This is a genomic window from Marinobacter algicola DG893, from assembly GCF_000170835.1.
Taxonomy (GTDB): Bacteria; Pseudomonadota; Gammaproteobacteria; order Pseudomonadales; family Oleiphilaceae; genus Marinobacter; species Marinobacter algicola.
On the sequence record NZ_ABCP01000006.1, the window covers coordinates 61,142 to 73,645 of the forward strand.

General features: G+C 56.3%; 11 protein-coding genes. 10 read left to right on the plus strand and 1 reads right to left on the minus strand.

What is annotated here, in order from left to right:
- The first annotated feature begins 479 nt into the window (after positions 1–479).
- The 8 genes from rpmH to MDG893_RS06745 all read left to right on the plus strand — a co-directional run bounded on the left by rpmH (position 480) and on the right by MDG893_RS06745 (position 8,723).
- Positions 480–614, plus strand: a complete 135-nt coding sequence (rpmH, locus tag MDG893_RS20655; RefSeq protein ID WP_008172542.1) for a 50S ribosomal protein L34 — start codon at positions 480–482, stop codon at positions 612–614.
- Between the two features lie 15 nt (positions 615–629).
- Positions 630–1,037 carry a ribonuclease P protein component gene (gene rnpA, locus MDG893_RS06715; protein WP_007152987.1) on the plus strand — a complete coding sequence of 136 codons (408 nt, stop codon included), beginning with the start codon at positions 630–632 and terminating at the stop codon, positions 1,035–1,037.
- A complete protein-coding gene (gene yidD, locus MDG893_RS06720) occupies positions 1,037–1,330 on the plus strand; it encodes a membrane protein insertion efficiency factor YidD (protein WP_040474378.1) in 294 nt (97 codons plus the stop codon). The genes rnpA and yidD overlap by 1 nt, the downstream gene beginning before the upstream one ends.
- A gap of 4 nt (positions 1,331–1,334) precedes the next feature.
- Positions 1,335–3,047, plus strand: a complete 1,713-nt coding sequence (gene yidC / locus MDG893_RS06725; protein WP_007152989.1) for a membrane protein insertase YidC — start codon at positions 1,335–1,337, stop codon at positions 3,045–3,047.
- A gap of 89 nt (positions 3,048–3,136) precedes the next feature.
- Positions 3,137–4,507 carry a tRNA uridine-5-carboxymethylaminomethyl(34) synthesis GTPase MnmE gene (gene mnmE, locus MDG893_RS06730; protein WP_007152990.1) on the plus strand — a complete coding sequence of 457 codons (1,371 nt, stop codon included), beginning with the start codon at positions 3,137–3,139 and terminating at the stop codon, positions 4,505–4,507.
- Between the two features lie 157 nt (positions 4,508–4,664).
- On the plus strand, positions 4,665–5,438 hold the full coding sequence (locus MDG893_RS20465; RefSeq protein ID WP_050776474.1) for a tetratricopeptide repeat protein: 774 nt from the start codon (positions 4,665–4,667) through the stop codon (positions 5,436–5,438).
- 23 nt (positions 5,439–5,461) lie between these two features.
- Positions 5,462–7,831 (plus strand): bifunctional diguanylate cyclase/phosphodiesterase, encoded by a 2,370-nt coding sequence (locus MDG893_RS06740; protein WP_157132787.1) that lies wholly within the window; start codon positions 5,462–5,464, stop codon positions 7,829–7,831.
- 142 nt (positions 7,832–7,973) lie between these two features.
- Positions 7,974–8,723 (plus strand): substrate-binding periplasmic protein, encoded by a 750-nt coding sequence (locus MDG893_RS06745; protein ID WP_007152993.1) that lies wholly within the window; start codon positions 7,974–7,976, stop codon positions 8,721–8,723.
- A 25-nt stretch (positions 8,724–8,748) separates the two neighbouring features.
- On the opposite strand, the gene MDG893_RS06750 is transcribed toward MDG893_RS06745, so the two are convergent.
- Positions 8,749–10,569, minus strand: a complete 1,821-nt coding sequence (locus tag MDG893_RS06750) for an acyl-CoA dehydrogenase C-terminal domain-containing protein (protein ID WP_007152994.1) — start codon at positions 10,567–10,569, stop codon at positions 8,749–8,751.
- A gap of 237 nt (positions 10,570–10,806) precedes the next feature.
- On the opposite strand from MDG893_RS06750, the gene MDG893_RS06755 reads away from it, so the two are divergent.
- Entirely contained in the window at positions 10,807–11,349 is a 543-nt protein-coding gene (locus MDG893_RS06755) for a DUF3833 domain-containing protein (RefSeq protein WP_425268452.1), read from the plus strand.
- A gap of 59 nt (positions 11,350–11,408) precedes the next feature.
- Positions 11,409–12,503, plus strand: coding sequence for an efflux RND transporter periplasmic adaptor subunit (locus MDG893_RS06760; RefSeq protein ID WP_007152998.1), 1,095 nt, complete (start codon positions 11,409–11,411; stop codon positions 12,501–12,503).
- Position 12,504 lies beyond the last annotated feature (1 nt).

A 12,504-nucleotide genomic window follows, 5' to 3' on the forward strand; every position in this document is an offset into this window, starting at 1 on the left:
CAGACTTACCTACAGGCTTGTGTACAGAAACATCGCACAGAAAAAGTTACCCACAGACCTGTGTGCACAGAGTGCCCTCAACCCTGTGGACGACACCCCGATGTTCGGTGGATAAATCGCGATCTGAGCAAACCCGCAACTTACCCACATTTCCTGCCTCGGATATACACAGGCCTCATCCCCACTTCTCAACCGCTTTATAAACCTTCCAATTGACTGTTTCTAAATCGTTTCTATCGATTTTCCACAGAAAAAGGCCTGCGTAATAACAGTAATAATAATCCTTAAAGAGAATACAAAAAGACCTAATGAATTTATTACCTGAACCCTGAATCATCGAAGATAGAAATAACCCGTCACTGGTCTCGAATAACCATTGAATTCCACCGCCACATTGCATAGAATGCCGCTCCTGTTTTGGCTGTTCATTTTCCAGCCAACAATTGAATTTCCAACATCTGTAATGTGAGACCGACACCATGAAAAGAACGTTTCAACCAAGCGTACTGAAGCGTAAGCGCGTTCACGGTTTCCGTGCCCGCATGGCAACTGCCAACGGACGTAAAGTGATTTCCCGTCGTCGCGCCAAGGGCCGCGCCCGTCTGTCTGCATAAGACATTGACCGCCTGATGAAGGCTTTGACCTTTCCAAAATCGTCCAGGCTGCTCAAGCCATCCGATTACGGCAAAGTCTTCGATGACGTACAGCTCAGGGTTCCGCACCGACATTTCCTGATCCTGGCCACACCCAATTCCCTGGGGCACGCCAGGATTGGTTTGGTGTTTTCAAAGAAGAATCTCAAACTCGCGGTACAGCGCAACCGCGTTAAACGACGGGTTCGGGAAACCTTCAGGCACGAACAGGAATTCCCTGCCCTGGACATCGTGGTTCTTGGACGGCGAGGTTTGACGGAGCTTGATAATACGGCACTCAATGCTACCCTGACGGAGCTCTGGGCACGCCTCAGGAAGAAAAACCGCCAGCTCCAGAAACCAACCACATCGGAACTTTCCGGTACCGGCAAAGGAACGGGTTAATGCGCAAACTGCTGCTCCTGCCCATCCGAGTCTACCAGTACGCGATCAGTCCGATGATGGCCAGTCATTGCCGTCACTATCCCACTTGTTCCCAATACGCTGTCGAAGCCATCACTGCCCACGGCGCCATTAGAGGCCTTTTTCTTTCGGTCAAACGTCTAATGAGGTGTCATCCATGGGCAAAAGGCGGGTATGATCCCGTTCCGGGCACTGACGTTCGCACTGAGGTAGTACCTTCCATCTGCTGCGGGCCGGCCAGCCAAACCCATAACACTAACCAGACCAAACAGTAAGTTTATGGATATTCAACGCATTGTATTATTTGCCGGCCTTGCCATTGTCAGTTACATGATGGTGCTTGCCTGGAACGAAGACTATCACCAGCCCCAGACCCAACCCGCTACGGAACAGGCGAGTACCACCACCCAGCCTGCGTCCACGGATGACATGACTCTCCCTGGTGAGAGCGCCACTGGCCCCGATACCTCAAGCGAAGAATTCACCACCCCGGAAGGCGACGGCCAGACGCTCTCAGCCTCAGAAACCTCCTCGGTTTCAGCCAGTGATCAACTTATCACCGTGCGGACCGACGTCTACGAGCTCAAGATCGACCGTGTAGGCGGTAATCTGATTGAAAGTTCTCTACTACAGCACGACCGGTCGCTCGACAGTGAAGAATCCCTGAGGTTGTTGACCAATACCAGCAAGCGCACCTACATCATGGAAAGTGGGCTGATTGGCCGCGATGGCATTGACAGCAAACGCAACGGCAACGCTCCGGTGTACAACGCGTCTGCGTCAGAATATGAACTGCAGGAGGGCGAGAATACACTGACGGTCGATCTCACCTTCACGACAGACAACAACGTCGAAGTCACCAAACAGTATCTGTTTAGCCGGGACAGTTACGAGATTGATGTTCGTTATCAGATCAACAACCAGTCCGACAGTGTCTGGCAGGCTAATATGACCGGCAAGATTGTCCGTGATCAGGCACCGGACCCCACTGCCCAGAACAGCCTGGGCATACGTGCCTTCCTGGGCATGGTCGTCAGTTCGCCGGAAGATCCCTACGAGAAGTTCGATTTTGACGACCTCTCCGAGAACCCGATCAACCAGTCGGTGACCAATGGCTGGCTGGCCTTTCTCCAGCATTATTTCCTGGCGGCCTGGGTTCCAGAACGTGATCAGCCGGCCCAGTTCCAGTCCACTCGTCGCGGCCCGCTCTACGTGATGGGCTTCGTATACCCCGCTACCGTTGTGGAGCCAGGTCAAACCAGCGAAGTATCCGCCAAGGCCTATGTTGGTCCCAAGATCATTGAACGCCTTGAGAACGTTGCCCCGAACCTCGACCGGACGGTTGATTTCGGCTTCCTGTTCTTCATTGCCCTGCCGTTGTTCATTATTCTTGACTGGTTCCACGGGCTGGTGGGCAACTGGGGTGTGGCGATCATCCTGCTGACAGTCCTGGTCAAGGCGGTGTTCTTCAAATTGTCAGCCACCAGTTACCGGTCCATGGCAAGAATGCGAGCGGTAGCGCCCCAGCTGACACGGTTGAAAGAACTGTACGGCGATGATCGCCAGCGCATGTCTCAGGAAATGATGGCGTTGTACAAACGGGAGAAGATAAATCCGTTGGGTGGCTGTCTACCGATACTGGTACAAATGCCCGTCTTTATATCCCTGTACTGGGTGCTGTTTGAAAGTGTCCAGCTGAGACATGCACCCTTCATGCTGTGGATCCAGGATCTGTCGGTCATGGACCCGTACTTCATCCTGCCGATCCTGATGGGTGCCAGCATGATGTTGCAGATGAGTCTGAACCCGACACCACCGGACCCGATGCAGGCGAAGATCATGAAGCTGATGCCGCTGATCTTTACCGTGTTCTTCCTCTGGTTCCCGGCAGGCCTGGTTCTGTACTGGTTGGTCAACAACATCCTGTCCATCAGCCAGCAGTGGTACATTACCCGCAAGATTGAAGCGGAAGTCGCGACCAAGAAGAGCTGACCGATCATCCAACGGTTCCAGTGATTGCGGAGGCTCCTTTTGGGAGCCTCTGTTGTTTCAGGGGGCCAAGGGGAAAGGGGAAAATAACGATGTTCAATGCCACCGATACCATTGCCGCAATTGCTACGGCGCCGGGCCAATCCGGTGTGGGTATTGTTCGGGTATCCGGCCCACATGCGACGGCAATTGCACGCCAGATGCTGGGTTTCGAGCCCAGGCCGCGTTACGCCCATTATGGGCCGTTCCTCGACACTCAAGGGGAACTGATCGATGAAGGTATCGGGCTGTATTTCCCCAATCCCCATTCGTTTACCGGCGAGGATGTGTTTGAGCTCCAGGGCCACGGTGGCACGGTTATTCTGGACCTGCTGTTGAGAACGGTGTGCGAACTTGGGGCTCGCCTGGCCCGGCCCGGTGAATTTTCTGAACGGGCTTTCCTGAACGACAAACTGGACCTGACCCAGGCCGAGGCTATCGCTGATCTGATTGAAAGCAGTTCGGAGCAGGCAGCGCGCTGCGCGGTGCGGTCCCTTCAGGGTGTATTTTCCCGCAGAATTGACGCCTTGGTTGAGGCTGTGACCCACCTACGGATTTATGTCGAGGCTGCGATCGATTTCCCGGAAGAGGAAATCGATTTCCTGGCAGATGGCAAAGTAGCGAACGACCTGCAGGTCATCATTCAGGACCTGGATATTATTCTTGCGGAAGCCCAGCAGGGCACCATTTTAAGAGATGGTATGAAGGTGGTGATTGCCGGCCGTCCCAATGCTGGCAAGTCCAGCCTGCTCAATGCCCTGGCAGGGCGGGAGGCAGCCATTGTGACCGCGGTTGAAGGCACCACCCGGGATGTGTTGCGCGAACACATCCATATTGATGGTATGCCCTTGCACATCATTGATACCGCCGGCTTGCGGGACAGTCCTGACGAAGTGGAACAGATCGGGATTGCCAGGGCGTGGGACGAGATTCGTCAGGCCGACCGCATACTGTTGATGGTGGATGCGACTACCACACCGGAAACCGAACCCCATCAATTATGGCCGGACTTCATCGACCAGTTACCGTCCGGCGCGCCCCTCACCGTCATCCGTAACAAAGTGGACCTGACGGGCGAACCTGCTGGCTTCGAGGAACTGGACGCCAGTGCGGCGCCGGTGGTACGCATCGCGGCCAAGTCAGCGGACGGTCTGGAAGTGCTGCGCGATCACCTTAAGCAGTGCATGGGATTTGCCAGTACCACCGAAGGCGGCTTTATCGCCCGGCGTCGTCACTTGGATGCCCTTGAGCGTGCCCGCGTTTCCCTACTGCAGGGTGAGGACCAGTTACAAGGTTACGGAGCCGGTGAACTGTTGGCAGAGGACCTTCGTGCTGCCCAGGATTCGCTGGGTGAAATCACTGGCGCAATGACGCCTGATGACTTACTGGGGAAAATCTTCAGCAGTTTCTGCATCGGTAAATAAGCCTCGAAAGAAACGGTTTGAACCGGCCTCCTTCCGTGTAAAACTAGTCGCTTCATCGACTGCTGAAAACGGCTAGTGAGTGTAGATGTATCGTCCGTATTCCTGTCTTCTAATTTTGCTCTTTCTAAGCGGATGCGCAAGCGTCGACGGTGATCGCTTGTCCAAGGCGTCGTCGGATTTGCTGGAACGAACCGGGCAGGTGATGAAGAAGATCGTTAACCCGCAAACGCCGAATCCCCATCAACGGGAACAGCAGGCACTGTTTGACCAGCCGTACATCGACCCGCTGACGGAATACCTTGCTGAGCACCGCGACGATCCATCCCGGGCTTCCGTACTGCAAAATGTAGAGCGGGAAAGGGATCTGCGTTGTGAGGCCATTGCAGAAGAATACGCCAATGAGCCAGCTACCAACGCAATGCTCCAACGTTATCAAGCCGGCTATCGTTACTCATGCCCGGACCAGGTTGCCGCCTTTGCGGAGCGGGTGGAACGGCGGCCGTCGACACCGGAACCTGAGCCTCGTGCTGAGCCGGAACCAGCCACGGTCGATGTCGCCGATGCCAGCGGCGTTTCCGATCGGGCCCTGAGTGACTGCTACTTATTGATGGCCATTCGCAATTACAGTGAAGCCAGAAAGGCCTGCCAGAATCCGGCTGACAACGGCGACGTGCGCTCGCAGGCCAATATGGCCATTATTTTCCATGCCTTCGAGGACTACGCCAGTGCACGGGTATGGGCAGAAAAGGCGGCACCTGCTTCTGGCAAAGCCGCGTTCCTGTTGGGCCAGATGTACGCCACCGGCCGTGGTGTCAGGGAGGATATGGATCAAGCCGTTTATTGGTACACTGAGGCCGCAAAGCGGGGCCATAAGCAAGCCCAGGCAGCGCTGGACCGATACCTTGAAGACCTTCCTGCCGGCGACATCTGACTCATTGCCCGAGGATATCCGTAATGCCGGGGACACTTCCCAGCCGCCTGACCCATAGGAAAACCCCATCTTCACGCCAATCCATCATGTGGATGTTGGGGTTGTTGCTGCTGGTATTTGTTGCCGGAATGCTTCTGTTATCCAGCCTGAATCTCAGTTACTCACGGGATGCTCTTTCCGAGCTCCGTCGGCAACAGATCAATGAGGTGGTGGGCGCGGGGCTGTCGCGCATTAATGCCCGTCAATCCGCTTTGGCAAGCTACACCATCACCCTCGCCAACGTTGGTGAGAGTTTCCACGAGATGGTTGAAAGTGGAATGTCCGGTCGTGCGCTGTCTGTGGTGCGTGGGAGCCTGGAGCACACCTTGAACGCCCATTTGCAGGACTTCGAGGGAGCGGCGGGTGCCGGCCTGTGGTTTGAGCCGGGCGTGTTATCGGAAACAGGCACCAGCTATATGCCCTACTTCTTGCAGGGTAACGACGACAACGCACTGACAAGGCTGGATACCGAATCCCGCTTTGACCACTATCGCAACGCGCCCTGGTTCAGTCGCACCTTGGAGCAGGAGTGGACGGCCGACCCCGACAATTCCGGACACGTCTACTGGTCGCCGGTGTATTTCGACCTCAATACCGAAAGAGCGGTGCTGACGCTCGCCAGTCCTATGTACGATCGTGACGGCAACCTGCTGGGCATGGCTACAACGGCCTGGGGCGCGGACCAGATCATTGACGTTGTCAGTCGTATCACCGTCACCCAACACAGTTTTACGTTTCTGAATGACCGTAACAATCGCAATCTATCGAGCCTCAGTCAGGGCGAAGACACCCGCAAGGAGCAGGCTCTGATAGACGCCATCCTGGCACTGGACCTTGGCACTGATGTTGACGCAGCACGGTCGTTGGGGGAGGTCGGGGAATTGACCACCCGAGGCCTGTCAGCGGGCAACGAAGACTATGAACTCTACTTTGCGGCCACCGCCGGGGGCATGGTGTACGGTGCCGGCGTGCCGCGAAATGAGATCAATGCAGTGCTGTTGCCGATGGAGCGCACCAATTACCGGATTCTCGTTGGTACCGTGTCGGCAATGCTGATCCTGAGCCTGTATCTTCTGTACCGGATTATCCAGCTGATTCGTGAGCTGCAGGCTTCCTACACCGATGAACTCACCGGTCTGCCTAATCGGGTCCGTCTGTTGCGGGATCTTCAGAACCATCAAGCTGCCGCGTTGCTGATCATCAATCTGGACCGCTTCAACCAGATCAACAGCTTGTTCGGTAATGTCTGTGGTGACCATGTGCTCTTGGCGGTTGCCACACGATTGACGGCGTTCAGCCGTGATCATAACCGAGAGGTTTTTCGGGTATACCGCCTTCCCGGCGATGAGTTCGCTGTCCTGGCACCGGCAATGACGCCGGAAGTGGCTCACCAACTTGCTGTCCAGGTTCGGCATCTGGTCACTGGCGACCGGGTCTACTGGCAAGAACAGCGCCTGACGGTGGATGTCAGTATCGGCATCGCGCTTCGCAAGAACCGCAAGCCGGAAGACGCTGCCGACCAGTTAGTCAGCCAGGCTAAAGTGGCGGTATTACAGGCTCGCGAAACAGGGCGCCACCACTTGTTGTATGACCCTGCCGTGGGGGTTGAGGAAAACTACGAAAATAATCTGTATTGGGCCAATCGCCTGAAAGAAGCCATTGATCATGATCGCCTGGTGCCCTGGTTTCAGCCGATCCACGATAACCAGAGCGGTCGTATCTCCAAATACGAATGCCTGGTGAGAATGGTTGAACCGGATGGCAGCGTGATCAGTGCTGGCCGCTTTATGGACATCGCCAATAAACTGCGACTGAACCGTCGTATTACCGAACTGATGATCGAAAAGTGTTTTGCCTGTTTTACCGGTCGTGACGACGAGTTTTCGATCAATCTCTCCTACGGCGATATCACCGAGCCGGAGACCGTCGCTCAAATCCTCTCCGCCATCGAAACCTCGGGCATTGGTGACCGCGTTATCTTCGAGATCCTGGAATCGGACGGCATTACCAACTACGACGACATCCGTGCGTTCATCGAACAGGTCAAACCCTATGGTTGCCGTATTGCCATCGACGATTTCGGCACTGGCTACTCAAACTTTTCCCACCTGCTGAGTTTGAACGTGGACTTTATCAAGATTGATGGCAGTCTGATTCGCAACCTCCATGAAGATCAAACCGCGTTCCTGGTGACCAGTGGCATTGTCCAGTTCGCCCGCAGTCTGGATATTCAGACAGTGGCGGAATTTGTCCACAACGAGCCGGTTCAGGCACGGGTACGGGAGTTGGGTATCGACTTTTCCCAGGGCGAATACGTCAGTATGCCGGTGCCAGCCCCTGGATCTGCAGACTAGGCAGATGCCGGTTCTTTCCCTTACGAAAACACACATTTTTATTGTCAAATACCGTGAAAACCTGGGGTAGACTCCCGCGACACCAAGAATTAACGAGAGTGACGCCAGCTCATGGCGACCACGCATATCAAGGAGATAAACCGTGCGGAACTTGCCAGTGTTCTTACTCGCTGCCCTCGTCTTGATGATGGGTGTTTCCAGCGCCCAGGCTTCAGACAAGCTGTATCTGTATACCGAAAACTTTCCTCCGTACAACATGAGCGCCACCGGGCGGGCGTTCGAGCATAACGGCTCCAACATTGACGGTCTGTGCACGGAAATGGTCAAGGCCATCCTGAACAACACCGATCTGGATTACGTGATCAAGCTGCGTAACTGGGATTACGGCTACAACCGGGCGCTCAGCAAGCGCAACCACGGTATCTTCTGCACCACCTACACGGAGTCCCGTGCACCGCGTTTCAAATGGGTTGGCCCGCTGACCCGGAATCTTTGGACCATTTTCGCGCCGGCGGGTACAGACCTGCAGATTGATCGGCTTGAGGATGCGAAAGGGCTGCGTTTTGGCGGTTACCGCAACGACGTTATGACCGAATACCTGCTTGAGCGCGGCTATGAGGTGTCCGCGCTGGACAGCGATGACCTCAACCCGAAACGGCTGGAGCTCGGCCAGATTGACCTGTGGATCGCAGATCGACTGGCCGGCCCTTATTTTGCATCCCAACAGAACGTGGAGGGGCTGGATCCGGTTTACTCGTTTAACGACACTGAGCTTTTCCTGGCGATCAACCTGGATACGCCGGATGCCACGGTCGAAAAGCTTAATGCCGGGCTTCGAAAGGTTCATGAAACCGGCATGTTTGAGGCCATCGAAACCAAGTACGGCCTGTAAGACCGTACCACAGATCGCACTCGCCTCAGTCGGTGAACGCCATGTGCTCGGGCGCCAGTTGCATCAGGCTTCTTGTCGGGCTCAACATTCCGGTTGCGTGGGCCTGGGCCCTGGGCAGCAGGCGTTCATAGTAGAACTCTGCCGTGGCCAGCTTGGCGCGGTAGAAGTCTTCCGAGTCGGCACCACCCTTCTCCAGTTTGTCTGAGGCGACGGCGGCCATTCGTGCCCACATGTAGGCCATGGTCACGTAGCCGCTGTACATCAGGAAATCGTTGGCAGCGGAACTCACCACATCTCGGTCCTTGCGGGCGGCCAGCATCAGCCGAACCGTGAGCACGTTCCATTGGGCGGTAAGCTTGAGTAACTCCACCGAGAAAGGTCGTACCCGTTTGTCGGTCAGGGTCTTGCGGGCAAAATTGGCGACCTTGAGGGTGAACTCCCTGACGGCCCCGCCCTGAGTCATCAGCAGGACCTTGCGGCCCAGCAGGTCCAGCGCCTGGATACCGGTGGTGCCTTCATAGAGCGTGGCAATGCGAGTGTCGCGGACGATCTGTTCCATGCCGTGCTCACGGATGTAACCGTGGCCGCCGAATACCTGTACTCCCAGATTAGCGGCTTCGTTACCCAGCTCGGTCAGGAAGCCTTTCAGAATGGGGGTCAGGAACCCCAGTTTGTCGTCGTAAGCATCGGCTTTCTTCTGATCGCCAGCGGTGTGGCCTTCCACCATGTGGTCGGCCAGCCGTGCGGCATAGTACAGCATGGCCCGGCCGCCCTCGGCGACGGCTTTCTGGGTCAGCAACATGCGGCGGACATCGGCATGGTGAATCAGGCTGTCGGCCACCTCGTCGGGTTCTTTCTTACCCGACAGGGCGCGCATGGATCGGCGTTCCCTGGCGTAATCCAGCGCCCACTGGTAGGACAGTTCCGCCGGGCCGACGCCCTGGATGGCGGTGCCGATCCGCGCGGTGTTCATGAAGGTGAACATGCAGTTCAGCCCTTCGTTTTCCGGGCCGATCAGGAAACCGGTGGCCTCATCGAAATTCATCACGCAGGTGGCTGAGGCCTTGATCCCCATTTTCTTTTCCAGGCTGCCACAGGTCACGCCATTGGCTTCGCCAACGCCACCATTCCCGTCGGGCAGTAACTTGGGCACGATGAACAGACTGATGCCCCGGGTACCCTTCGGCGCATCCGGCAAACGGGCCAACACAATGTGAACGATGTTCTCGGTCAGGTCATGGTCACCGGAGGAAATGAAGATCTTGGTGCCGGAGAGTTTGAAGCTGCCGTCTTCCTGAGGGGCCGCCTTGGTTTTCACCTGTCCCAGATCGGTCCCGCACTGGGGCTCGGTCAGGCACATGGTGCCGCCCCAGCGACCTTCAGTCAGCGGCACCAGATAGGTTTGCTTCTGGTCGTCACTGCCATGCAGAAAGATGGTATTCATGGCGCCCATCGACAGGCCCGGGTACATTGAGAAAGACCAGTTGGCGGTACCCATCATCTCCTGTTTGAACAGGCCCATGGAGGCCGGAAGTCCCTGCCCGCCGTACTCCTCCGGTGCAGACAGACCCTGCCAGCCGCCCTGAGCGTACTGTTGATAGGCTTCACGGTAGCCTTTGGGAGTGATGACTTCGCCGTTGTCCAGTTTGCAGCCTTCCTCGTCGCCGCTCTGGTAGAGCGGGCTCAATACCGCTTCACAGAATTTGCCGCATTCGTTGAGGATCGCATCGACGATATCGGGAGTGGCATTCTCACCGGTCTTCAAACGAGTGTAGTGCCCCGGGTAGTCGAAAACCTCGTTGAGCAGGAACTTCATGTCGCGTAGGGGTGCCTTGTACAACGGCATAGCAAATACCTCTGTGGTTCTGTTTCCATTGCCCGATGTTTTACGGCATTGCCGGCGACCTGCCATTGACGGAAACCGCCATGCCCCCTGTCAAAAAGGACAATTGGCTGAAATGACGCGAACATGGACACCGACGTCCTCTAATGATCGATAACAACGCCATGGGCGTATTTGAAGGGCCGAACATCCATTCTGAATTGCCAGGGGAGTGTAAATATCATGCAAATATCGATCGGGATGAACAGGAGCACTGGTTTGCCCCGCTGTCTCTGGTTATTGTTGGCGACAGTGTTGCTGGCGGGCTGTGCCGGGCCGGCGCTTGAAGATTACAGTGACCGCGGTCCGGTGTTGACGCCCCAGGAATTCTTTACCGGCGAACTTTCTGCCCGGGGGGTGGTCAAGGATTTCTCGGGCGAAGTGATTCGCACCTTCGATGCGGATATTTCTGCCAGTTGGGACAGTAGCGGCGTCGGTACCCTGAATGAAGAGTTCCGGTTCGACGATGGTGAAGTCCAGACCCGGGTATGGACGCTGACACCCGACAATGGCGCATTGCACGCCGATGCCGGTGATGTGGTGGAGCCGGGCACCATGCGTTGGCAAGGTAATGCCATTAACATGAATTATGTCCTGCGGGTGTCCTATGGTGACGGCACCATTGATGTCCGCATGGATGACTGGATGTACCTGATTACACCGGACACCCTGATCAACCAGACCACCATGACCAAATGGGGGATTGAAGTCGGGGAGATCGTGCTGGTGATCAGCAAACGATAGCCCATGTTGAACCTTCAGCCGGTTGTTGGGGCACAATCAAGCAGACGGATAATGCAATTATGGTTAAGCAATGGTTGATCGCTCTGGTACTCGTGGCTTTGGCCGCCGGGGGGGCATTCTCCTGGCAACATCTGACCGGGGAGCAGGCAGCGGACGCCCAGCGGGAACGCCCTGCAAGCAAAGTGAACACGGTCACCCCCGAAATGGAGCTGGTCAGTGACACCGTCAGGGCGGTGGGAAGCCTTCGGGCCCGGGATCAGGTGGAATTGACCACCGAAGTCAGCGGTCGTGTCGTTGAAATGAACCTCGATGCCGGAAAACGGGTCCAGGCCGGTGACCTGTTGCTGCGGCTGGACGATCGTCAGGCCAGTGCCGATCTGCAAGTGGCGGAAGCCACCCTCTCCGATGCCCGTCGCCAGTTTGATCGCGCGCGGAAGCTCCAGACCAACAACAGCATTTCCCAGTCCCAGGTGGATGAATTGCGCACCGCTGTCGATGTGGCGGAAGCCCAGCGCGAGGCGGCTCGTACCCGACTCGACAACCACCGTATTGAAGCGCCGTTTGCCGGGGTTATCGGCCTCTCTGATATCAGCCTGGGAACCTATCTCGGTGCAGGCACGTCGGTAGCGACCCTGGATTCCACCACCAGGATGGAACTGGGGTTCGCAATCCCGGAGCGTTTCCTTGGCCAGATCAACATTGGCCAGACCGTGCGGGGCACATCGCCGGCCTACACCGGGGAAACCTTTGGTGGTGAACTGGTGGAATTGGGTACGCGAATTGATGAACTGAGCCGCACGCTTCCGGTCCGGGCGCTTATCGACAATCCTGATGGCAAACTCCGGCCTGGGCAGTTCATGTCCGCCACGCTGACACTCCGCGAACGTGAATCTCTGGTTATTCCCGAGCAGGCAGTGATGATTCGCGGTGACGAAAAATACGTGTTTGTGGCCGAAGACGGTATCGCCCGACGGGTGTCGGTGACCCTAGGCTCCCGGATGCCTGGTCTGGTGGAAATCGTTGACGGGTTATCGCTGGATGAGCAGGTGATTGTAACCGGCCAGGACAGACTCAGCAGTGGTGACAGGATCAGTGTGGTGGAAGGGGAAAATGTGATCCCCGATAACCGCTTTGCCAATTCCCTGGAGTCTTGAA

Coding starts and splice junctions, on each gene's coding strand:
- rpmH (WP_008172542.1), top strand. CDS start 480: ATGAAAAGAACGTTTCAACCAAGCGTACTGAAGCGTAAGCGCGTTCAC.
- rnpA (WP_007152987.1), top strand. CDS start 630: ATGAAGGCTTTGACCTTTCCAAAATCGTCCAGGCTGCTCAAGCCATCC.
- yidD (WP_040474378.1), top strand. CDS start 1,037: ATGCGCAAACTGCTGCTCCTGCCCATCCGAGTCTACCAGTACGCGATC.
- yidC (WP_007152989.1), top strand. CDS start 1,335: ATGGATATTCAACGCATTGTATTATTTGCCGGCCTTGCCATTGTCAGT.
- mnmE (WP_007152990.1), top strand. CDS start 3,137: ATGTTCAATGCCACCGATACCATTGCCGCAATTGCTACGGCGCCGGGC.
- MDG893_RS06740 (WP_157132787.1), top strand. CDS start 5,462: ATGCCGGGGACACTTCCCAGCCGCCTGACCCATAGGAAAACCCCATCT.
- MDG893_RS06750 (WP_007152994.1), bottom strand. CDS start 10,569: ATGCCGTTGTACAAGGCACCCCTACGCGACATGAAGTTCCTGCTCAAC.
- MDG893_RS06755 (WP_425268452.1), top strand. CDS start 10,807: ATGAACAGGAGCACTGGTTTGCCCCGCTGTCTCTGGTTATTGTTGGCG.
- MDG893_RS06760 (WP_007152998.1), top strand. CDS start 11,409: ATGGTTAAGCAATGGTTGATCGCTCTGGTACTCGTGGCTTTGGCCGCC.